General features: G+C 34.3%; 26 protein-coding genes and 1 pseudogene. 19 read left to right on the forward strand and 8 right to left on the reverse strand.

Annotation, left to right across the window (positions count from 1 at the left end; genetic code table 11):
- The first annotated feature begins 105 nt into the window (after positions 1 to 105).
- A complete protein-coding gene (locus MKX31_RS08110; RefSeq protein ID WP_064474202.1) occupies positions 106 to 411 on the forward strand; it encodes a hypothetical protein in 306 nt (101 codons plus the stop codon).
- Between the two features lie 296 nt (positions 412 to 707).
- On the forward strand, positions 708 to 1,076 hold the full coding sequence (locus MKX31_RS08115; protein ID WP_064474201.1) for a DUF3979 family protein: 369 nt from the start codon (positions 708 to 710) through the stop codon (positions 1,074 to 1,076).
- Between the two features lie 36 nt (positions 1,077 to 1,112).
- Here the strand turns inward: MKX31_RS08115 and MKX31_RS08120 are convergent, their stop codons facing one another.
- The gene (locus tag MKX31_RS08120) at positions 1,113 to 2,153 is read right to left on the reverse strand and encodes a YkvI family membrane protein (protein ID WP_064474200.1); all 1,041 of its coding nucleotides are present in this window, start codon (positions 2,151 to 2,153) and stop codon (positions 1,113 to 1,115) included.
- 241 nt (positions 2,154 to 2,394) lie between these two features.
- On the opposite strand from MKX31_RS08120, the gene MKX31_RS08125 reads away from it, so the two are divergent.
- From MKX31_RS08125 to MKX31_RS08135, 3 genes are all read left to right on the forward strand, one after another.
- Positions 2,395 to 2,838 (forward strand): Dps family protein, encoded by a 444-nt coding sequence (locus tag MKX31_RS08125; RefSeq protein WP_064474199.1) that lies wholly within the window; start codon positions 2,395 to 2,397, stop codon positions 2,836 to 2,838.
- Between the two features lie 107 nt (positions 2,839 to 2,945).
- Positions 2,946 to 3,401, forward strand: coding sequence for a DUF3939 domain-containing protein (locus MKX31_RS08130; RefSeq protein WP_064474198.1), 456 nt, complete (start codon positions 2,946 to 2,948; stop codon positions 3,399 to 3,401).
- 207 nt (positions 3,402 to 3,608) lie between these two features.
- Complete coding sequence (locus tag MKX31_RS08135) at positions 3,609 to 4,553, forward strand: alpha/beta hydrolase (protein ID WP_064474197.1); 945 nt, start codon at positions 3,609 to 3,611, stop codon at positions 4,551 to 4,553.
- A 45-nt stretch (positions 4,554 to 4,598) separates the two neighbouring features.
- On the opposite strand, the gene MKX31_RS08140 is transcribed toward MKX31_RS08135, so the two are convergent.
- Both MKX31_RS08140 and MKX31_RS08145 read right to left on the reverse strand, forming a co-directional pair.
- Positions 4,599 to 5,600, reverse strand: a complete 1,002-nt coding sequence (locus MKX31_RS08140; protein ID WP_064474196.1) for an LLM class flavin-dependent oxidoreductase — start codon at positions 5,598 to 5,600, stop codon at positions 4,599 to 4,601.
- A 105-nt stretch (positions 5,601 to 5,705) separates the two neighbouring features.
- The gene (locus MKX31_RS08145; RefSeq protein ID WP_064474195.1) at positions 5,706 to 5,897 is read right to left on the reverse strand and encodes a DUF3896 family protein; all 192 of its coding nucleotides are present in this window, start codon (positions 5,895 to 5,897) and stop codon (positions 5,706 to 5,708) included.
- A 177-nt stretch (positions 5,898 to 6,074) separates the two neighbouring features.
- Between MKX31_RS08145 and MKX31_RS08150 the strand changes: the two genes are divergently transcribed.
- Positions 6,075 to 7,538 (forward strand): flavin monoamine oxidase family protein, encoded by a 1,464-nt coding sequence (locus tag MKX31_RS08150; RefSeq protein WP_064474194.1) that lies wholly within the window; start codon positions 6,075 to 6,077, stop codon positions 7,536 to 7,538.
- 84 nt (positions 7,539 to 7,622) lie between these two features.
- Positions 7,623 to 8,207 (forward strand): GNAT family N-acetyltransferase, encoded by a 585-nt coding sequence (locus tag MKX31_RS08155; RefSeq protein ID WP_064474193.1) that lies wholly within the window; start codon positions 7,623 to 7,625, stop codon positions 8,205 to 8,207.
- A 24-nt stretch (positions 8,208 to 8,231) separates the two neighbouring features.
- On the opposite strand, the gene MKX31_RS08160 is transcribed toward MKX31_RS08155, so the two are convergent.
- A complete protein-coding gene (locus tag MKX31_RS08160) occupies positions 8,232 to 9,134 on the reverse strand; it encodes an aldo/keto reductase (RefSeq protein ID WP_064474192.1) in 903 nt (300 codons plus the stop codon).
- A 165-nt stretch (positions 9,135 to 9,299) separates the two neighbouring features.
- Here MKX31_RS08160 and MKX31_RS08165 point away from each other — a divergent pair, with 165 nt between their 5' ends.
- Entirely contained in the window at positions 9,300 to 10,250 is a 951-nt protein-coding gene (locus MKX31_RS08165; RefSeq protein ID WP_064474191.1) for a CobW family GTP-binding protein, read from the forward strand.
- Between the two features lie 97 nt (positions 10,251 to 10,347).
- Here MKX31_RS08165 and MKX31_RS08170 read toward each other — a convergent pair whose 3' ends face one another.
- Positions 10,348 to 10,818, reverse strand: coding sequence for a GNAT family N-acetyltransferase (locus MKX31_RS08170; protein WP_064474190.1), 471 nt, complete (start codon positions 10,816 to 10,818; stop codon positions 10,348 to 10,350).
- 135 nt (positions 10,819 to 10,953) lie between these two features.
- Positions 10,954 to 11,904 carry a metal ABC transporter substrate-binding protein gene (locus MKX31_RS08175; protein WP_064474189.1) on the reverse strand — a complete coding sequence of 317 codons (951 nt, stop codon included), beginning with the start codon at positions 11,902 to 11,904 and terminating at the stop codon, positions 10,954 to 10,956.
- 267 nt (positions 11,905 to 12,171) lie between these two features.
- On the opposite strand from MKX31_RS08175, the gene MKX31_RS08180 reads away from it, so the two are divergent.
- The 3 genes and pseudogenes from MKX31_RS08180 to MKX31_RS08190 all read left to right on the forward strand — a co-directional run.
- Positions 12,172 to 12,321, forward strand: coding sequence for a hypothetical protein (locus MKX31_RS08180; RefSeq protein ID WP_176713054.1), 150 nt, complete (start codon positions 12,172 to 12,174; stop codon positions 12,319 to 12,321).
- Between the two features lie 115 nt (positions 12,322 to 12,436).
- The gene (locus tag MKX31_RS08185; RefSeq protein ID WP_048559679.1) at positions 12,437 to 13,096 is read left to right on the forward strand and encodes an oxidoreductase; all 660 of its coding nucleotides are present in this window, start codon (positions 12,437 to 12,439) and stop codon (positions 13,094 to 13,096) included.
- Between the two features lie 506 nt (positions 13,097 to 13,602).
- Positions 13,603 to 13,677 (forward strand): annotated as a pseudogene (locus MKX31_RS08190) (DinB family protein); the annotation flags it as partial.
- A gap of 323 nt (positions 13,678 to 14,000) precedes the next feature.
- Here MKX31_RS08190 and namA read toward each other — a convergent pair.
- A complete protein-coding gene (gene namA, locus MKX31_RS08195) occupies positions 14,001 to 15,038 on the reverse strand; it encodes an NADPH dehydrogenase NamA (protein WP_064474188.1) in 1,038 nt (345 codons plus the stop codon).
- Positions 15,039 to 15,169: 131 nt separating this feature from the next.
- On the opposite strand from namA, the gene MKX31_RS08200 reads away from it, so the two are divergent.
- From MKX31_RS08200 to MKX31_RS08225, 6 genes are all read left to right on the forward strand, one after another.
- Positions 15,170 to 15,622: a methylated-DNA--[protein]-cysteine S-methyltransferase gene (locus tag MKX31_RS08200; protein ID WP_064474187.1), complete on the forward strand. Its 453-nt coding sequence runs from the start codon at positions 15,170 to 15,172 to the stop codon at positions 15,620 to 15,622.
- 7 nt (positions 15,623 to 15,629) lie between these two features.
- On the forward strand, positions 15,630 to 16,643 hold the full coding sequence (locus tag MKX31_RS08205) for a DUF2628 domain-containing protein (protein WP_081257109.1): 1,014 nt from the start codon (positions 15,630 to 15,632) through the stop codon (positions 16,641 to 16,643).
- A gap of 76 nt (positions 16,644 to 16,719) precedes the next feature.
- The gene (locus MKX31_RS08210) at positions 16,720 to 18,381 is read left to right on the forward strand and encodes a peptide ABC transporter substrate-binding protein (protein ID WP_064474185.1); all 1,662 of its coding nucleotides are present in this window, start codon (positions 16,720 to 16,722) and stop codon (positions 18,379 to 18,381) included.
- A 58-nt stretch (positions 18,382 to 18,439) separates the two neighbouring features.
- Positions 18,440 to 18,856: a FosBx1 family fosfomycin resistance bacillithiol transferase gene (fosB, locus tag MKX31_RS08215; RefSeq protein ID WP_000911696.1), complete on the forward strand. Its 417-nt coding sequence runs from the start codon at positions 18,440 to 18,442 to the stop codon at positions 18,854 to 18,856.
- A 12-nt stretch (positions 18,857 to 18,868) separates the two neighbouring features.
- A complete protein-coding gene (locus MKX31_RS08220) occupies positions 18,869 to 19,414 on the forward strand; it encodes a short-chain dehydrogenase (RefSeq protein ID WP_064474183.1) in 546 nt (181 codons plus the stop codon).
- 13 nt (positions 19,415 to 19,427) lie between these two features.
- Positions 19,428 to 20,039, forward strand: a complete 612-nt coding sequence (locus MKX31_RS08225; RefSeq protein WP_064474182.1) for a phosphoserine phosphatase 1 — start codon at positions 19,428 to 19,430, stop codon at positions 20,037 to 20,039.
- A 45-nt stretch (positions 20,040 to 20,084) separates the two neighbouring features.
- Here MKX31_RS08225 and exsB read toward each other — a convergent pair whose 3' ends face one another.
- Positions 20,085 to 20,663: an exosporium protein ExsB gene (gene exsB / locus MKX31_RS08230; RefSeq protein WP_000817494.1), complete on the reverse strand. Its 579-nt coding sequence runs from the start codon at positions 20,661 to 20,663 to the stop codon at positions 20,085 to 20,087.
- 181 nt (positions 20,664 to 20,844) lie between these two features.
- Between exsB and cotH the strand changes: the two genes are divergently transcribed.
- On the forward strand, positions 20,845 to 21,921 hold the full coding sequence (cotH, locus tag MKX31_RS08235) for a spore coat protein CotH (protein WP_000937986.1): 1,077 nt from the start codon (positions 20,845 to 20,847) through the stop codon (positions 21,919 to 21,921).
- 106 nt (positions 21,922 to 22,027) lie between these two features.
- A complete protein-coding gene (locus MKX31_RS08240; RefSeq protein WP_064474181.1) occupies positions 22,028 to 22,645 on the forward strand; it encodes an NUDIX hydrolase N-terminal domain-containing protein in 618 nt (205 codons plus the stop codon).
- The last annotated feature ends 75 nt before the right edge of the window (positions 22,646 to 22,720 follow it).

Below are 22,720 nucleotides of genomic sequence, written 5' to 3' on the forward strand. Positions count from 1 at the left end.
TGTTTAAAGGTATATCATGTATAATATTTGTCGAAAAATAGAGGTATTTGTTAACTTTATGTATAATTATAATCATATAGAATGCAAATAAAGGAGATTATTAATATGGGAGTGTACTGGGGGACCAAAAGACATTCTTGGCTTAGTTATGTCTCATTTTGGTTAAGTATTTCATTTTTTATTGTTTTTCTAATTGAAGTGTTTATTTTAAAAACACTTTCGAATAGTTCGGTGCAAATTGTTAAATATTTTTATTTTATATTTGTACCAGTAAACATCTTTCTTAGTTTAAAATTACTCTTTAAGAAGAATGAAAAGAAAGCATTACCTATTTTTAGTTTCATTGTATCATTATTATTTACAATTTTAATACTAGTATTAGCGTTAGCAGCTACTGGGAAATTCTTTTAAGGAGAGTGATATAAGTCACTCTTCTTTTTTGTTGTTGCAAGCAAATAATAAGTGGAGGATGGACAAAAAGTGGATTTGCTTAAGTGTGATATTATTTGAAAGCTATAGAAGAGTATTAAGAAATGAAATAGGAGATAACTCACACCGCAATGAAGAGAATCAGGTATTTTATATGCATCTATGAAGCAAATGAATACGGTAAAAACGGCGATATATGGTACAATACATATGGAAAGTGATAGAGATAAAGGGTATATAAAATACTCATCGTTTTTTAGTAAGAGAGGGGTTATCTTATGCTATACGAGGATTTGATGACATTATTTCAAGCAGCTCCGAAAGAAGAAGGTAGAGGCGGCTGGAAATATATAATCCAGGAACGAAATGATAAATATGAAATTGTTGATGAAATGTTGAAAAATCAAATGAGTGTTGAAGTGTATTTTAATGAATATGATGAGGTGAAAATCACTTTATATAAAGATGGAATGCCTATTTCTATTATGCAAAGAATTGCGATTGCAAAAGTTGAATTAGACGAAGATGAAGAAGGGATTCAATTCGTTTTAGAACGTATGCCTAGTCGGATGATTCGCTTGCAATTAAAGCCATATTTAGCACTCGAAATGGGGCCGTACTGGGAAGTATGCGATGATTGTGAATGAACATAAAAGAAGCATCCAATAACATGGATGCTTCTTTTATGTTTTTTGAAGTTGTTTAAAAGCAATAATTGGCAGTAAAATGATGCTGACCCACCCGATTATAGGGTATAGAATGTGGAGTAATTCACTGTAACCAATGTAACTAAAGCAATAACTAATTAGTAAAATGAAGAAAATAATATTGTTACTTTTCCATCCGGTGATGGATTGCATTTGTTTTGTCATTCCGAACACATTACCAACTAAAGTTGTGAACACTTCACCGAAAATGATAAGAACAAAGAAAAAGTGAAAAGTTGCATTGAATTTTCTTATGACTTCAGCCATTGGGATATTATATTGATAAAATTGATCGACTGATAAGATAGCTAAATGGCTACATAATAAAATTAAAGAAAGTCCTGCACCGCCTAAAATACCGCCCCATAAAATGGCCTTTCGATCTTTTACTTCACTGGCTAACGGGACGAGAACGCTTTGGGCGAGAGAAAGATTTAAGGCGACATATGTAATAGGACTAGTAATCCACTTCATATTCCAGCTTTCTGCAGGAATAGTGTCACTAATAGAAGTTGTACCGTGAAAAAAAGTTGTAATAGCAAGTCCGATAATAAAAATCATCATAATAGGTACGACAAGTGTATTAACTTCAAAAACCCCTTGTAACCCGCGACTACCTATAATGAGACAGGCGATCAATATAATGAAAATACCAAGTTGTCTTGGTAAACGAAGTTGCTCTTCAAATACCGCCCCCGCTCCTGATAACATAACGCTCGTTACACCAAATAATACGAGTAATAATAGTGTGTTTACAACATTGCCAAATACATCCCCAAATAAATATTTGTTAAATTCTTGCGCTGAAAATGCACCAATTTGTGATGAAAGTAACATCATCTTTGTGCCAAGCCAAATAAAAAAAAATCCACTTACACATATGCCAATTGTTCCATATAATCCGTTCACTGTGAAAAATTCAACAATTTCTCGTCCAGTAGCAAATCCAGCTCCAACGACTGTTCCAATATAAGTAGCAGCGACTTTCTTTGCCACTTGCCATTGTTGATTGTCCATGTTATCCCTCTTTCTACTACGATGAGCTTGATTTACTATTATGCATATGTATGAGCTTGGACAATTAGACGTATGAAGTGTTTGAAAACATACATGAATTAAAAGATATTAGGGAAGTATTAAAGGTGTTAAAACTTTGTTACATATGAGCCAATCGTTCGAAAGGATAGGAAATGTATGGTAACATGTAACTAGGTTATTAAAAGATAAACATTATGAAATGATAAGAGGAGTGGATTGTATGAGTACGAAAACAAATGTTGTTGAAGTATTAAACAAGCAGGTAGCAAACTGGAATGTGTTATATGTGAAACTACATAATTATCACTGGTATGTGACAGGACCACACTTCTTTACGTTACATGAAAAATTTGAAGAGTTTTACAATGAAGCTGGAACAAATATTGATGAATTAGCAGAACGTATTTTAGCGTTGGAAGGTAAACCGCTAGCGACAATGAAAGAATATCTTGTAACATCTAGTGTGAATGAAGGGACAAGCAAGGAATCTGCAGAAGAAATGGTGCAAACATTAGTGAATGATTATTCTGCACTTATTCAAGAATTAAAAGAAGGTATGGAAGTTGCTGGTGAAGCTGGCGATGAAACATCAGCGGACATGTTGTTAGCGATTCATACAACATTAGAACAACATGTATGGATGCTAAGTGCGTTCTTAAAATAAATATAAGTATATAAAGAAAAAAGGCATTGAAAAATTCTTTCAATGGCTTTTTTTGTAATTTTTCAGTTTTCTTTTATGCTATAATATAGTAAAAAGGAGGCGATGCGATGTTTCGCTTTTTCAGAACTGGAAAAGAAGAGCGTGAAATTACGAAAGATGAATTAGAACAAGCGATGGCTAAGTTTCTAGAAAAGAATGCTAATATTGTTTATACAGTATTAGTAAATGATAATTATACAGTAAATTATGATTTGTTAAAGCCGTATTTACTTGCATTTCCAACAAATAGTTTTCTTATTACGAAGGAAACGCTTGAGGTATTTGAACATACAGAAGAAAACCTAAACCTAGTTAAAGAAATTGATATCGTACAAAAAGCAGTAGATCAGTACGTAACAGAAAAAGAAATGTTTCCAATTGTTGAAGGTAGTGAAGAGCGTCTTATATGCGGGATGAAATTAGGACCGTATTTAAATCGTATATTAAAAAGAGATTTATATATTTCAGAAAAACATTATTTAGTTTCAAGTAAACCAGACAGAAAAAAACAAAAGAGTGGGTAGATGTATTGAAAACAACAATAAATATATTGTTGTCTTTTTTTGTTTATAAAAATATTGATTTTTCAGTCTATTCAATTTTATACTAAACTTATTGGACGAAGGGGAGTAATGATTAAGTATTGTTAGCTTGAGTTATATACAGTGATTACAGAATGGTATAAAGGTTTGAGAACTAAATATTATAAAAGATTACGGGGGAATGGGTGTATGAAAAATAGTATGACTTACATTCAATTATTAAATGAAACGTTACATTGTTACGCAAATAAAGGAAGTTTGGAAGCATACACTTATATAATGGAGCATGCGAAAGGCATAGTGGGGAATGAGGCGCAAATATATAATTTCAAATATGCACTAGCGAGTGCAGCGGGGCTTGAAGAAGAAGCGTTACAGTTAATGAAGGAAGCTATTATAGACAATGGATTTTGGTACGGAAATGAATATTTAATTACCGACGACGATTTAAAATCACTACATAAATTTGAAGAGTTTCATAAAATGGTTCAATTATGTAAAGAGAGAGAAGAATTAGCAAAGAAAACAGAACGAGCAGACGTGAAATTTATAGATGGTAAGAAAAAAGAAAAACTATTTATTGCAATGCACGGAGATCAAGAAAATATAGAAATAATAGAACCATATTGGAAAACTGTTTTGACACAAGACTATACGTTAGCTTTACCACAGTCTTCGCAAATTCAGTTTTCAGATGGGTTTGTTTGGGATGATATACATAGAGGGAAAGAAGAATTAAAAGAGCATTACGTTAATTTTAAAGAAAATCATACAGTAGAAAGTGTAATAATTGGTGGTTTTTCTGCTGGTGCAAGAGTAGCTTTGTATACGATTTTACAAAAAGATATAGATGTAGATGGTTTTATTTTTGTGGCGCCGTGGCTTCCAGAGATTGAAGAATGGAATGAGTTGTTAGGAGTGCTACAAGATAAAAATATAAAGGGATATATAGTGTGTGGGGAACAAGATGAAGATTGTTTCGAATGTACGCAGCAATTTGTACAATTATTAAAAGATAGGAACATTGAACATAAGTATAAAGTTGTACCTAACTTAAATCATGATTACCCTAATCATTTTGATGAGTTATTAAAAGAGGCTATTGAATATATAGAAAATGAAAACAAGAAGTAGTAAGAAAGGGAGATGCATCGTAATTGATGTATCTCCCTTTTATCATTATAAATGAAAAGCATTTGCTAGTAAGCGATAGGAATTCAATTTATCTTCAAATCGATGGGTAATTGTGACAATCATAAATTCTTCAGTATTGTACGCTTTGCTTAAGTTTACGATTTTTTCTTTCACAGAAGATGGATCACCGACGATCATACGTTGACGATTTTCTTTTATACGGAATAAATCATAAGCGCTGTATGAATAATTTTGTGCAGTTTCAATAGAAGGAGTACCAGTTGTACGCTTTCCTTGTTCTAGTAATAAGATTGATAAATCTAAACTAGAAGCGATTTTTTCAGCCTCTTCATTTGTTTCTCCGCAAATAACAAAAATAGCGACGATTGATTTTGGTTTATCTCCTAAATAGGAAGGTTGGAATTGTTCCTGATAAGCTTCCATTACTTCAGGGCCACCGTATCCGTTAATGAACTGTGCGAATACAAAAGAAGCACCTTGTTTTGCAGCAATCATTGCACTCTCTCCGCTAGAACCGAGCATCCACATCTCAGGAGATGTTGTAATTACAGGAGTAGCCTTTAAATTTGCATAATGATGGTTTTCTGGTACTTGATCATGTAAGTACATTGCCACATCGGCAATTTGTTCTGGATATTGATCAAGTGAGACCATTTTCCCTTCTTGAAGTGCGCGAGTTGCAATTGGCATACCACCAGGTGCTCTGCCGACACCAAGGTCAATACGATTTGGATAAAGCGCTTCTAAAACGCGGAAATTCTCAGCAACTTTATATGGGCTATAGTGCGGCAACATAACACCACCTGAACCCACTCTCATACGATCTGTTTTTGCTGCAATATGAGAAATAAGTATTTCAGGACTTGAACCAGCAAGGCTGACAGAGTTGTGATGCTCCGATACCCAAAAGCGTGTATATCCGAGTTTTTCAACTTCTTGTGCAAGCGTAACTGTATGTGAAAAAGCTTGGGCTGCTGTACTTCCATCTGAAATAGGTGATTGGTCTAATACACTTAATTTGATCATAGAATATACCTCTCAATCTTAATGTACATCCTATTATATATTTACTTACGAAAAATGCGTAATAAAATGCTCAAAATATAAAGTGGATAAATTCTATATTTACTTTTAACGAGAAAATCCTCGTTCATAATGATTCATTTCAACTAAATTTAAAATATATTCGTAGTTATCAATCTCAAGTTTTAGTTGTTCACGCTCTTTTTTAGATAGATGCTTACAACTAAGTTTGTTGCATAGTTGGTGTTTCTTTCCTTCTAAATATTTCTTTGTAGCGTGGTAGTCGTAAGTTTGTTTCATTTTCAACCACTCCTTCTTTGCTGTTGCTATATTATACGAAGCGTGAAGAGATGTGAAAGCTACCTCTTATGTACTTTTAGTGAATATTCCACTTGCTATGTTGTTATGTTTATAGGAATTTATGAATAAAATGCACTAAACCACTAATGCCCATTTTATGAAGTAAGGGGTGGAATTGTGCAGAAAGATATAATGTATAACATTGAGATGGATGAAGTGTTGAAAGTGATAAATCAAGGGTTAAAGAAGACGACACGTTCGAAACAAATTATAGTAGTAGGGGCCGGTATGGCTGGGTTGGTTTCGGCATCTTTATTAAAGGCTGCAGGACATGATGTGAAGATTTTTGAAGCAAACAACCGGGTAGGTGGCCGCATAGAGACGGTTAGAATGGAAGATACCGGATTATATTTAGATGTTGGGGCAATGAGAATTCCGTATTCGCACACATTAACGATGGCATATATAAGAAAATTTGGGCTACAGGTGAGCCCGTTTATTAATAGGAATGAGACGGATATCATTTTCGTAAATGGCCGGAAAACGACATTAAAACAATACGAAAAAGATCCAAGTATATTAAAGTATCCTGTAGAAATGAATGAGGTCGGAAAAACGTCTGAGGAGCTATTATTGCTAGCGGTACAGCCCATTATAAATTTTATAAAAAAGAACCCAGAGAAAAATTGGGATGTTGTAGTAAAGGATTTTGGGAGATACTCTACAGGACAATTTTTAAAGTATCATCCTTATCAATATAATACGTATTTCTCGCCAGTAACAATTGAGATGATCGGTGTTCTATTAGATTTAGAAGGTTTTTTGGAAAGGTCATTTGTTGAGACACTACGCTTTTTATACATTATGCAGGAGGAGAGTGGATTTTGTGAAATAGTAGGCGGGAATGATAGATTACCAAAGTCTTTCTTACCACAATTAGAAGAAAATATTATATATAATCAAAAATTAATGAAGCTACATCAACACAATAACGGTGTGACAGCTTTCTATCGAAACGAGGAAACTTTTGAGTATAGTAGTATTACAGGGGATTTAGTTATTATTACAATTCCATTTTCGACAATGCGCTTTGTGGAAGTAGATCCATTTGATTCTATATCTCATGAAAAATGGAAAGCAATTCGTGAATTGCATTATATGCCAGCGACAAAAATAGGAATTCAATTTAAAAGTCGATTTTGGGAAGAACAAGGACAGTTAGGTGGCAGGATTATAACGGATTTACCAATTCGTTACGCCTATTATCCAAGTCACGGAATTGGAGAAAAAGGACCTGCTATGATGTTAGGCAGCTATACATGGTCTTATGATGCGTTGTTATGGGATGGGTTATCAAAAGGTGATCGTATTTATTACACATTACAAAATTTAGCGACAATATTAGGCGGTCAAGTATATGATGAGTTCATGTCTGGCATATCAAAAAGTTGGACATTGGATCCATATGCACTTGGAGGGTTTGCGCTATTTCAGGCAGGGCAAGAATCTGAGCTACAACCAGCGATTATAAAACCAGAGGGGAGATTATACTTTGCAGGTGATCATACAACGTTATATCACGGATGGATACAAGGTGCAATTGAATCTGGAGTTCGTGTAGCGGTAGAGGTAAATGGTTAAAATGTGTAAAATTCAGAAATTTCTTTACTGTATGGTTTGAGATGGATATTATTATATATAAAAGCATTAAAAGGAGTGTTGAAAGTGAATCCGTTATTATTCGATTTTCCTTCTGAATTTTATACTGATAGGCTATTTATTCGAATGCCGAAACCGGGTGACGGTAAAGCTGTATACGATGCAATTCAAGCTTCTATGAAAGAATTAAAACCATGGATGGTTTTTGCACAGAAAGAGCAAACAGAGGAAGAAGTAGAGATGAGTATTAGAAAATCGCATATTCAATTTTTGCAACGTGAGGATTTAAGATTACTAGTTTTTTCGAAAGAAACAGGTGAATTTATTGCATCAGCTGGATTGCATCGCATTAATTGGGATATACCTCAATTTGAAATTGGGTATTGGATTGATTCAAGGTTTAGTGGAAAGGGTTATATGCTAGAGGCTGCAAAAGGTATAATGGAGTTTGCTTTCACTGAATTGAAAGCAAACCGCGTAGAAATTCGATGCGATTCTTTAAATAAGAAGAGTAGAGCGATACCTGAGAAATTAGGCTTTAAGTTAGAAGGCACATTGGAAAGTGCGAGTGTAGCGGTAGATGGAAATGGATTAAGGGATATGTGTGTATTTGCCATGACTAGAAATACATATGAAAAAGAAGAGCTGTAAAGAAACAGCTCTTCTTTTTGTGTATTATGGTACAGGATGTCCATTAGAGCTTTCGAAAATTGTAAACCATTGTTGACGATCTAAATTAACTTTTGTAGCAAGAGCGGCTGTTTTAACACGGTCTAATTTACCAGATCCAACGATTGGCATCATGTTAGCTGGATGAGCAAGCAGCCATGCATACATAACTGTATCGATGCTAGTAACATCTAGTTCAGTAGCAACCTTTTGTAACGTTTCACGTAAACGTACGGCACGTTCTGATTGACCAGTAAAGATTTCTCCGCCAGCAAGAGGCGACCAAATCATAGGATTGATTCGCTTTTCTTGGCATAAATCAATTGTCCCTTTTTCGAAATGTTCAAGCTGCATCGCAGATACTTCAATTTGATTTGTAATGAGCGGGAAATCTAAATAAGAACTTAACATATTAAACTGTGAAGGTAAAAAGTTAGATACACCGAAGTGACGGACTTTTCCTTCTTGCTTTAAGCGTGAGAACGCTTCTGCTACTTCATTTGGATCCATAAATGGATCAGGGCGATGAATGAGCAGTACATCAATATAATCAGTATGTAAGTTTCGTAATGAGTCTTCCGCGCTTTTTATTATATGTTCAGTACTCGTATTGTAGTGCGCAACATATCGCTCTGGAAATTTTGGTGATGGGGGAGCGATTCCACATTTTGTGATAATTTGCATGTCTTCGCGTAAGGAAGGCTTGAGTTGTAATGCTTCTCCAAATAATCCTTCACACGTATATCCGCCATAAATATCAGCATGATCGAAAGTAGTAATTCCCATATCCATACAAGCTTCCATAAAAGAGAGTAACTCTTGCTTTGTCATATTCCATTCTGCTAAACGCCAAAAACCTTGAATAATACGAGAAAATTCTAGTGTTTCGGCCATTTGAACTCGTTCCATTATAAGTACCTCCTTGATGAATGAATCATTTTTTGAAAAGGCTTTCTTGCTACATATTATTATATAGTTACAGTGTCGTACATACAATAAATATGTTTTGCTACAAAAACGATTTTCCCTATATGCTATAATGTAAAAACATATAGCTATAAGGAGATGTACGAAATGATTCCAGTAACGATATTAACTGGTTTTCTTGGATCAGGGAAAACGACATTATTAAATCGCATTTTATCAGAAAATCACGGTCATAAATTAGCAGTGATAGTAAATGAAATAGGGCAAATTGGTATTGATAATCAGTTAATTATGAATGTCGAAGAAGAGATTATGGAGATGACGAATGGATGTTTATGTTGTACTGTACGTGAAGATTTACTAGTCGCTTTAAAACAATTACTGGACGTAAAAGCAGAAGGTAAAATGGAATTTGATGGATTAGTAATTGAAACGACTGGTCTTGCAAATCCAGGTCCGATTATTCAAACATTCTTTTTAGATCCTGTGATTCAATCTGCATACCAAATTAACGGCGTTGTAACAGTAGTAGATAGTTACCATATACATAAACATTTTGAAAAAGGACTAGAAGCAAAGGAACAAATTGCATTTGCTGATGTCGTTTTAGTAAATAAATTAGATTTAGTGGATGAAAGTGAAAAGGAAAATCTATTGCAGGAACTGCAAGGTATTAACCCAACTGCAGAGTTAATCGAGGCGACTAACTGTGATGTAGATATTCCATCGTTACTACAAATTCAAACGTTTAAAACGAAAGATACGTTACAAATTTATCCTCATAAAGAGCATAATCATCTAGAAGGGGTAAAGTCGTTTGTACTACGCGAAGAGCGACCGTTAGATTTACAAAAACTAAATGAGTGGATGTCAGCTGTCGTTCAAGAGCTAGGGGAGTATTTATATCGCTACAAAGGAATTTTATCGATTGATGGAGTAGATAAACGTATCGTTTTCCAAGGTGTGCATACACTGTTTGCTGCATCATATGATAGAGAGTGGCAAGAGGGCGAAGAACGAGTAAGTGAAGTTGTGTTTATCGGAAAAGATATTAATAAGGAATGGTTCCAAGAACATTTCGGGGAGTGTGTGAAATAAGTCTGCATATATTGCAGGCTTATTTTTTTGACTTAACTAAGTATTTTGTAGAAAAATGCTAGATTGCAAAAAACGAAGGATAATAAAAAGCCTGTTTTCACAGGCTTGTATGTTCATCTAATAGTAACTCCATTACAACACCTACAACTGGACCATCGTCATCAATATCACCATTTAAACGGAAACCAAATGACTCGTATAACCCCATTGCGAGTTTGTTGTCTGGATGTAAACTTAAATAAATTATTTTACATTCATATTTATCTTGTAAGAATTGAATGAGTATGCGAAGGAAACGTTTTGCATATCCTTTTCCTTGATATTGTTGGTCAATCATAAATCGATCTAACCATACGCTTTTGCGTTTTTCCAAATACCATCCATACATTGCATACCCTACAAGTGTTTCTCCATCATATAAACCTACTGACGTTCCGTTTCCTTCAAATAATGATTCTGCTAGAGAAAACGCATTGCTTTCAATAAATTGCTGCTGGTCTTTTGCAACGTTTAAAGCAGCTACTGAACGCCAATTTTTTTCTGTTACTTCACGAATGTGAAGAGTCATAATTCCAACTCACCTTCTAAATTAATAAAGCTTAAAAGCTAATATGGATAATTTTACTTGTTATTTTAGTCAAGTCAAGTAAGAACAAATAAAAAAGAAGCTGAATGAAATATTCAGCTTCTTTTAAAAATTTGATTAGTTAGTAGCTTCTTTTAATGTATTTACGTTTTCTTCCATTAAAGTGAAGTAATCTTTATTGTTCTTCGCATCATCTTCAGAAATAGTAGCAAGATGATTTAAGCGTAAAATTTTTGTACCTGTCTCTTTCTGAATTACGGATGCTACCTTTGGTGTAGAGAATGTTTCAAATAAAATATATTGTAGATTATGTTCTTTTACTGTTTTTGTAATGTCAGCAAGCTGTTTTTGAGATGGTTCATTAGAAGCTGAAATACCAGCGATAGCAATTTGTTTCAGGCCATAGCGTTGTTCCCAGTATCCATAAGCCGCATGAGAAACTAAAATATCTTTCGTTTTTGCATTCGAAACAGCTGCTTTAAATTGATCATCTAAATCAGTAAATTTTGTTTGCAGTGCTGCGAAATTTTTTTCGAACTCTTGTTTATGATCAGGCTGTAATTCTACAAGTGCATTTTTTATTTTTTCTGCCTGTTTCATTGCTAGAGTAGGGTCTAACCAAATATGTGGGTCTTTATCGTGATGATGTTCATCCTCTTTATGGCCGTCTCCGTGATCATGATGCTCTTCTTCAGTAGAAGTACGCAGTTCAATACCTTTTGATGCATTTACAATTTTAACATTCTCTTTTTGTAATGCTTTTTCCATTTTTTCAGCAAATGGTTCTAATTCAGCGCCGTTATAAACGAATAAATCGGCTTTTGCAACTTGTACTGTTTGTTTTTGACTTGGTTCAAATGTATGTGAATCTGCACCAGGTGGGTAAATCGCTTCAACAGTTACATAGTCGCCACCAATTTTTTTTGCAAAATCTGCAAGAGGAAAAATAGTAGTATAAACAGTTAGCTTTCCGTCTTTCTTGGCATTACCTTCTTTTTTATTTGAGCAGCCAGTAAAAATTAAAGTGAAAATAAGTAAGAATGAAAATATAGTCAATCTTTTAGGCATGAAGTTCTCCTCTTTTCTTTTTTTACGGATATATTTTCCCCAATTATAGAAGAAAAATATCATTTTAATACAAAACGGAATAATTACGTTTTAGTTTGCGAACTTAGTATAATACATCTTTTATAAAGTTGCAATAAATAATAATCATTCCGATTTGTTTTTGTTATAAAGTTGTCAAATTTGGATGTATTATTTTTAGGAATGCATGCATATGTGACAACGCTACGTTCATATATTTGAAAGGAGGGTGTAGAGGGGGATGAGTGTTTGGGTTACTTAATGGAAGCTATTTTATTGATATTAGCGGTAGTATTACCATTAGTCTTAGTCTTAATTTTTTTAAGAAGATTAATAAGTAATTTAGGAGATGCATCAACAGTAACAAAATTGCGAGAGAAAGATGAGAAAAAAGAGTGAGTAAAGCACTATGCGTACGCATAGTGCTTTACTTGTGGTAAAATGAGAGAAGGAAACTCCTAAAAGTTGTATTTTACTGAAGGAGAGAAAAGTAAAATAAGAGGTATATGCATATATGAATAAGCGAACAGCGTTAGTACTTGGTGCAAGTGGTTTAGTTGGACAAGAGATAACGCGTCTATTACTTGAATCAGATTACTACGATTCGGTTACTATTTTTGTAAGGGAACCAATGCAATGGCAACATGAAAAGTTACAGCAAAAGCAAATAGATTTTTCGATGTTAGAGGAATATAAAGAGTTTTTTGCTGTAGATGACGTATTTAGTTGTCTAGGAACAACAATCAAAAAAGCAAAAACAAAGGCAAATTTCAAAAAGGTAGATTATGAATATACGTTACGAGCTGCTTGTTTAGCTGAAAAACAAGGGGTACAAAATTTCCTTGTTGTGTCCTCAATGGGAGCAAAACCTAAATCGTTCTTCTTTTATTCGCAAGTTAAAGGGAGAATGGAAGAGGAATTACAAAAGTTAGTCATTGGTGGTATTCACATTTTTAGGCCATCTTTATTAGTAGGAAATCGACAAGAATTTCGTTTCGGTGAACGAATGGCTGAAAAGCTGTCTCGTATCATTCCTTTTATATTTAAAGGGGCTTTCAAAAAGTATAAACCAATTTCAGCGAAAGATGTGGCGAAAGGGATGTATATCACTGCATTGCGAGAAGAAACGGGTATTTATATTTATAACTCAAATGAAATTACAACGATAGAATAAAAAACGAAAAAATGGCATGTATTTAAAAAAAGTTTGAATCTTGAATGAATAGTAAATACATGTAGTTTAACAATTATAAGAAAGTAAAAAAGGAGTGGGAAGCCCACTCCTTTTTTACGATAATTTATTATGCAAATCGCATTTTTATCCCGCTATTTGTCGACAGCAAACCCCCGCGGATTAAAGTTTCACTTTATACGCCTCCAACACTCTTGATCTTATACGACAAGTGACCTCGTTTATTGCAATGCTATTTTTAGAGTCGTATTATACAAACGGATGATTTCGTGTTATAAGAATGTTTCACCTCATTTGAAAATATACTACTATTATATATCCATTGTTTGTAATGCCAATAAATCAAATAGAATATACTTTCTATTTGGAAATAATCTGTTTTTATATCTGTTTGAGTAAAACCTGAAGGGAACTGGGTTCCGAAGATATAAAAGTCCTATATGTACTATTCCGTATTTTGGGGAGATTTGCAAAAGGAGGATATACGAATGAGTAAAAAAGAAATGGTGCAAAATGGAATTAAGCAAGTGTTTTACGAAGAAGAATGGTATCCACCTTGTTCATGGCCAGTGCATCGTTCTTATTTGTAAATGATAATTAAAATTGTTGGAGTTTCAAACTAAACACACGAATTAATATGTAGAATACTACTATATCAAAAAACAATTTCTCACTTAATCTGAGAAATTGTTTTTTTCGTAATCACGATTGTGGAATTCGATTTTTAACTCTGTCACATATTCAGAACGGGAGATAAATACATAAAAAAATAGGTGTATCAAGCAAAATGTTGATTCACCTTAAAACGATATTATGAAATAACATACGTTATCTTATAGTATACTTTTTATTCTTCTAGATTCAGTAGTACATATTATTCTCGGTTTTATTTATTCGTATGGATTTTCCCCGGTGCTCGTTTGTATTGATACGGTTCTTCTAACTCAAAGCTAAGTTCATTGGCGGCTATTCTTGGGAAGTAAGGATTGCGAAGTAACTCACGTCCGATAAAAATTAAATCTGCTTCGTTATTATTTAAAATTTGTTCTGCCTGTACTCCAGTCGTAATCAAACCAACAGCCCCAGTTGCAATGTTAGCATGTTCTTTAATATGTTTAGCATATTGCACTTGATACCCGGGATATACATCGATGTGTGCCGGAACAACAGCTCCAGAACTACAATCAATTAAATCTACTCCTTGTTCTTTCATCCAGTTTGTATATGGAACGTAATCTTGAACCGTTAAACCGTCAGGATGATAATCGTTTGCTGAAATACGAATAAATAACGGTCCGTTCCAAACTTTATTTATTGAGTCAATGATTTCACGTAAGAAACGATAGCGATTTTCAGGTGAACCTCCATATTCATCAGTCCGTTTATTAGAAAGTGGAGAAAGAAATTCATTAATAAGATAACCGTGAGCGCCGTGTATTTCAATAACGTCAAATCCAGCTTGTTTGGATCGTATTGCAGCCTCTTGAAAAGCTAATATGGTCTTTTTTATTTGCTGTATACTCATTTCTACTGGGATTTTCATAGTTTCATTAAACGGAATTGCGGATGGAGCGAGAGCATCCGTTTCTAATTCAGCTTTTCTTCCGGCGTGAGCAAGTTGAATGGCGGCTTTTGCGCCGTTATCATGTATAAAAGTTGTCGTTTTATGTAAGCCTTCAATTAGGCTATCATCCCATATACCTAGGTCTTTATTAGAAATTCTTCCTTCAGGTAACACGGCTGTTGCTTCGATCATAACTAAACCAACTTGACCAGCAGCTCTTGTTCCGTAATGAACGTGATGGAAATTAGTTACTTGGCCATCCTCGTTTTCTGATGAATACATGCACATAGGTGACATAACGATACGGTTTTTTAATGTAACGTCCTTAATTGTATAAGGTGAAAAAAGTTCAGAATTCATCATAGCCTCCTAGATCGAATTTTCTTACATTGTATCATTCTTGTTTTTGTTTCCCTAATAAAACGCTTATACGAAAAATTTTGTCTATTCGTGTTACAATAATTAATATGAATTGAATTGGAGGATGACATATGTACCAGGCTTATTATGAAAGTGAATTAGGCTTGCTGGAAATTACAGCGAACGATAAAGGAATTACGTCTGTTATATTTGTTGATGAGAGACAAGAAGAACATAAAAATGAAATAATAGATCAATGTATAAATGAGCTAGATGAATATTTTAAGGGGAAAAGAAAAGAGTTTACGGTCCCGCTGTCTGCTGAGGGAACAGCATTTCAAAAAAATGTATGGGATGCGCTCTATACTATCCCTTATGGCGTAAGTGCTTCATATTTAGATATTGCAGAGAAGGTCGGAAATACGAAAGCTGTACGAGCGATAGGAGGAGCAAATAGTCGTAATCCAATTTCAATTATCGTTCCGTGTCATCGTGTAATAGGAAAGAGTGGGAAGCTTGTTGGGTATGCGGGCGGTTTATGGAGGAAAGAGTGGTTATTAAATCACGAAGGTATTTTGAAATGACGTATGGATGGGAAGAGGGATTGTTTTGAAATGTATAAATTGTGGGCAACTTTGTGAGGGAGATCAGTTGAATTGTGAAAGTTGCCAGTGGACTTTGCATTCTGAACAAGGTGAAGGATGCTCGCTAATAGACAAGGAATTAGAAGTATATGTAGGTAGACAATATCGGTATTACAAAAAGAAATGGGAACTTGAGGATAAGCGGATTGCTAGGTGGAGCTGGAATGGTTGGGCTGCTATTTTCAATGTGGGTTGGCTTGGATATCGTAAGTATTATGTACCAGCAGCATTATTTTTACTGTTATTAGTAGCATGTGATGCGTTTTCTTATTATATGGGCTTCAACGTAGCGTTACCAATCATTAATATGGTGCCTCTTACGTTTCTATTACTCGTTTTTATTTTATTTGGAATGGCGATTTTTGCGAATGGATTATATTATCAATTTGCAGAAAGGCGTATATATCGAATAAAAGCACGAGAAATTCAAGATGAATCGGTTGAAAATTATCTCATCCGTGATAGTGGTGGAACGAGTAAAATGGGAGCAACGATCGTTACGATTTTAGCGGTTGCTAGTATTTTTTTCAGCCATTTCTTTTTCCCGACGGATCGAGATATTATTCAAAAAGTTCGTACAAGCTCGCTTTATGAATATCCGTTCTTTTCCATTGGTGAATCGTTTGAAAGTTACTTTAGAAATCCAGGTTGGGTATATTATCGTGGAACGGAAGGGTTAGAATTAGTAGAATTTCAAGGGACTAGTCCTGATATGCCAAGGAAAAAGGTGAAAATCCAATTTATTGTTGATTATAAATTGGGTGAGATTGAGCCGTACTCACTTACGATTAACGGCGAATCTAAAAATGAGGAAGAATTTTTGAAGATAATGGACGAAATATTTAAAGTTCAAAACCCATTTGATATAGAGGATGGATTACAAGTAAAAGAAATAGAAAAAGAAGTGGATAGAAGAGTTTTCTATCAGCTTCTTTTTTTACTGTACAAAAATAATATTTGAAATAATCTGAATCTTTTGTATAATAATATATATTATACTGGCTTTCATTTATACATATAGATTGGGGGAAGGAAGAATGAAGAGAAAGACAACAACAATTGCTGCACTTGCGTTAACGACGAGTGTATTGGTTGCAGGATGTGGGAATGGTGAGAAGGCTTCGACAACGAAGAAAGAATCGAATAAGGGAGCAGCAGATAAGCAAGTATTAAACTTACTAGAAACAGCAGAAATCCCTTCAATGGATACGTCAAAATCAACAGACTCTGTATCATTCCGTGCCTTTGTAAATGCAATGGAAGGGTTATATCGTTTAGATAAGGATAATAAACCAACACCAGGCATGGCAAAAGATGTGAAGATTAGTGAAGATAAAAAGACATATACATTTGAATTACGTGATGCGAAATGGTCAAATGGTGATCCAGTTCGAGCACAAGATTTTGTATATGCATGGCAACGTACATTAGATAAAGCAATAGCGGCAGAATATGCATTTATTTTATTTGATGTGAAAAATGCACAGAAAGTAAATAAAGGAGAATTACCGCTAGATCAATTAGGAGTGAAAGCGAAGGATGATAAAACGTTAGTAGTAGAATTAGAACAGCCAGCACCATATTTCCTTGAGCTTACTTCATTCCCTACATTTTTCCCTTTAAATGAAAAATATGTGAAAGAACAAGGGGATAAATATGCATTAGAAGCAGATAAACTATTATATAATGGACCATTTACGATGAGTGAATGGAAACATGAACGAAGTTATCAGTTAAAGAAAAACCCTAATTATTGGGATAAAGATACTGTGAAGTTAGAAGAAATTAATGTAAATATTGTGAAGGAAACGAGCACGGGAGTAAACTTATATGATAGTGATCAAGCGGACCGTGTTATTTTAAGTTCTGAATTTGTTGATAAGTATAAAAAGAATAAGCCGGATGAATTTAAAACGAAGTTAGATCCACGTATGTATTTCTTACGTTTTAACCAGAAAAATGCAACGTTTAAAAACCAAAAAGTTCGTGAAGCGATTGATCTGGCATACGATAAAAAAGGAATTGCAAATGTTATTTTAAATGACGGATCATTACCAGCATATTTCTTAGTACCTGAGAAATTTACGACAGGACCAGATGGGAAAGATTTCCGTACTGTAAATAAAAATTTCCGTGACAGCAAAGATAATGCTGAAAAAGCAAAAAAATTATGGGAAGAAGCGAAGAAAGAGCTTGGCCAAGATACAATTACAGTAGAATTTCTAAATGATGATAACGGTAGCCGTAAAAAAGTGGGTGACTTTATTAAAGAAGAGTTAGAGAAAAATTTACCTGGTATTAAAGTGAATTTGAAACAACAACCATATAAGCAAAAGCTAGAGTTAGAAAAGAAATTTGAATATGAATTCTCATTATCTGCATGGAGTCCGGACTATCCAGATCCAATGACTTATATTGATATGTTTGTTACTGGAAGCTCATTTAATGAAATGGATTATTCTAATCCGAAGTATGATGATTTAGTAGCGAAATCAAAAGGAGAGCTATTAAAAGATGATAAAGCACGCTGGAATGCCCTTGCAGAAGCTGAAAAAATCTTAATTGGTCAAGATGCTGCCATTTCTCCTACGTACCAACAAAGTACGGCTTACTTAGAGAAGCCATACGTAAAAGGTATTGCGAATCATACGTTTGGTGGGGACTTCAGTTATAAATGGGCATATATTACAAAGAAATAGTATAATAAAAGATGAGTGAATTTTCGCTCATCTTTTATTTGTATAGGAGGAATTAGAGTTGTTAAAGGGAATCAATCATCTTTGTTTTTCAGTGTCTAATTTAGAAAAATCTATTATATTTTACGAAAAAGTACTAGAAGGAGAATTATTAGTTAAAGGGAGAAAACTTGCGTATTTTAATATATGTGGGGTATGGGTAGCACTTAATGAAGAAACACATATTCCGAGAAATGAGATTCATCAATCTTATACGCATATTGCGTTTTCAGTTGAACAGAAAGACTTTGAACGTCTACTGCAACGATTAGAAGAAAACGATGTTCATATTTTACAAGGAAGAGAACGGGATGTAAGGGATTGTAAGTCTATATATTTTGTTGATCCTGACGGCCATAAGTTTGAATTTCATTCAGGGACATTGCAAGACCGACTGAACTATTATAGGGAAGATAAGTCTCATATGACATTTTACTAAGGGTGGAAGAAGTTGCATGCGCTAGTAATTGGTGGAACAGGAATGCTAAAGAGAGTTTCTATGTGGCTTTGTGAGCAAGGATTTCATGTTTCTATTATTGGACGAGATAAAGTGAAATTAGAAAATGTTAAGCGAGAGAGTGCTGCGCCAGAAAGTATCACATGTCTTCCGTTAGATTATCATAATGATGACGATGTAAAGCTAGCTATTAAAAGTACAATTGAGCGGAATGGCCCCATGACATTAGTTGTCGCATGGGTACACGCAAGTGCGAAGGATACGTTGTCATTCATTTGTAGAGAAGTGGATTTGTCGTCTGAAACATACAACGTTTTTCATATTTTAGGTAGTAAAGCGTCGCGTATACCCGCACAAAAAATAGGTGGTACGCGATGTAGCTACCATAGAATAATATTAGGTTTTATATTAGAAGATACATACGGGAGATGGCTTACCCATGAAGAAATATCGGATGGGGTAATAAAAGGAATTGAGAATAAATGTGATGAATGGATTGTAGGACGAGTAGAACCGTGGAGATTGCGGCCAAAATGGTAAGGGGGAATGTGAAATGAAGACAACTGTATATGTAACAAGGCACGGTGAGACGGAATGGAATGTATCGAAACGAATGCAAGGCCGGAAAAATTCTGCTTTAACTGAAAATGGTATGTTACAAGCAAAGCAATTAGGAGACCGAATGAAAGATTTATCTATCCATGCGATCTATAGTAGTCCGAGTGAAAGAACCCTTCATACTGCAGAGTTAATAAAGGGTGATCGTGATATACCGATAATAGCGGATGAGCATTTCTATGAAATTAACATGGGTATATGGGAAGGACAGACAGTCGCTGATATAGAAAGGGAATACCCAGATGAAATACAATTGTTTTGGTATGAGCCACATCTTTTTCAGTCAACATCAGGAGAAAATTTTGAGTCTGTTTATAAAAGGGTAATTGAGGGGATACAACTTCTTTTAGAAAAGCATAAAGGAGAAAGTATATTAATTGTTTCCCATGCGGCAGCGGCAAAACTACTTGTAGGACATTTTGCGGGTATTGAAATAGAAAATGTGTGGGATGATCCATTTATGCATAGTGCTAGTCTAAGTATAATAGAATTTGAAGAAGATAAAGGTGAAGTGAAGCAATTTGCAGATATAAGTCATTTTCAATGAACGTAAAAAAGGCCGCAAAACGGCCTTTTTTTGTAGGCATAAAAACTAGCAATTACGTTTTTTATACCAGAAGTGATCGAATTTCTTGTTTTTGCAAGATGGGAATTTATGTCCGCCTTTGCAATCATTCCATTTGTGTCCATTATCGTGACAGTCTCTGCCATGATCACATGAATCATCGCACGAGTGACCGTCTCTATGCGGGAAGAATTCGCATTTTTTACAGAAACTTCGTTTTGTCCAGAAAAATTTCTTTTCAAAGCGTATGCATTTTGTAACGAAAGTACAATGTTTTCTACGAGTACGTTTTGTAACTAAAACGCATTCTTTTCTACGAGTCACTTTCGTAACGAATGTCCATTTTTGAACGCGCACACGAGTACATTTTGTAACAAATGTCCATTTTTTTACGTGCGTACATTTTGTAATAAAAGTACAATGTTTCACGCGAGTACATCTTGTTCTTGGACATTTACCCCCAGTTGTACATTTACAACCTGTTGTACATCGATGATGAGAGAATTTATCATCATCGCACTCAAAAGTACTTGGATCTTGGTGTAAGAAATCCTCCATCCCAGCACTTTTGATTTCTTCAACAGCTTTTCTAATATCACGTTTCATAGAAATCCTCCTTATCATGTATTCAGGTGAAAAGGTATTCTTTTTCCTTAACATGATATGAGATATGACGTCTTTCTGAACAAGACAAGAGTGTAATTTTATATAAATGGATGATAGCGGATGTATGGACAAGACAAGGCGCATACATTGAATGAAGAGAACTGAGAAGGGATGAGAAAACATGCTACCTTCATATGATTTTTTTATTCATCCAATGTACTTAGTGGAATTAAAAAAAGACATTTGGTCAGATAGTCCAGTGCCAGCAAAATTAACTTATGGAAAAAAGAAGTATGATATTGATATCGTATACCGGGGGGCTCATATTCGTGAGTTTGAGAAAAAGTCTTATCATGTTATGTTTTATAAACCGAAAAAATTTCAAGGTGCGAAAGAAATTCATTTAAATTCTGAGTTTATGGATCCGTCTCTCATACGAAACAAATTATCTTTAGACTTTTTTCATGATATTGGTGTACTTTCACCAAAATCACAACATGTATTTATAAAAATTAATGGTCAAATTCAAGGTGTATATTTACAGTTAGAATCAGTTGATGAAAACTTTTTGAAAAATAGAGGATTACCAAGTGGTTCTATTTATTATGCAATAGATGATGATGCGAATTTTTCTTTAATGAGTGAGAGAGATAAAGATGTTAAGACCGAGCTCTTTGCGGGTTATGAATTTAAATATTCGAATAAAAATAGTGAAGAACAACTGAGTGAATTTGTATTTCAAGCGAATGCTTTGTCGAGGGAAGCTTATGAAAAAGAAATTGGAAAGTTTCTACATGTTGATAAATATTTAAGGTGGTTAGCTGGCGTTATTTTCACACAAAACTTTGATGGTTTCGTTCATAACTATGCACTATATCATAACGATGAAACAAATTTATTTGAAGTGATACCGTGGGATTATGATGCAACTTGGGGGCGAGATGTACAAGGGAGACCACTTAATCATGAGTATATTCGCATTCAAGGCTATAACACGTTAAGTGCAAGATTATTAGATATACCTGTATTTAGAAAGCAATACCGAAGTATTTTGGAAGAAATACTAGAAGAACAATTTACCGTTTCGTTTATGATGCCGAAAGTTGAAAGTTTGTGTGAATCGATTCGTCCATATTTACTACAAGATCCATATATGAAAGAAAAATTAGAAACATTTGATCAAGAAGCTGATATGATCGATGAATATATAAATAAAAGAAGAAAGTATATACAAGACCACTTACATGAATTAGATTAATTTTGAAAGAGATTGGAACATTATCAATCTCTTTTTTTGTATAATAAAGATGTATCAACAAAACTGACTTACTATTCACTTAAAAGAGTATGGGGGATGTGGAAACATGACGGTAAAATGGATTGATTGGGTAAAACAAATACAAGCTATAGCCCAAGCGGGTTTAACGTATTCTAAAGATGTGTATGATATAGAGCGTTTCCAACAATTACGGGATATTTCCATTTCGATGATGTCACATTACACAAAGACAGATTGGGAAATAGTAGAGAAATTATTTGCAAGTGAGACAGGCTATCAAACACCAAAAGTTGATATAAGAGCAGTCGTTTTTCAAAATGAAAAGTTATTATTTGTGAAAGAAAAAAGTGATGGGAAATGGGCATTGCCAGGTGGATGGGCCGATATCGGTTATACGCCAACAGAAGTAGCAGCAAAAGAAGTTTTAGAGGAGACTGGTTATGAAGTAGATGATTTTAAGCTATTCGCTATATTTGATAAAGAAAAACATCAACTATCGCCTTCAGCAACACACGTATATAAAATTTTTATTAGCTGTAAGATTATTGGTGGCGAAAAGAAAACTAGTATTGAAACAGAAGATGTGGAGTTTTTTGGTGAGAATGAATTGCCTAATTTATCGATTGCTAGAAATACAGAAGAGCAAATTAAAGAAATGTTTGCCTACATGAAAGAACCTCAAAAAGACACTTTAATAGATTAATCATGCTTATGCCGATAATATTGTTGAAATGAAGATATTGGCAGAATGCGACCTTTATGTAATAATGGGATGGTA

The sequence above is a fragment of the Bacillus sp. FSL M8-0063 genome, assembly GCF_038005545.1.
Taxonomy (GTDB): Bacteria; Bacillota; Bacilli; order Bacillales; family Bacillaceae_G; genus Bacillus_A; species Bacillus_A wiedmannii.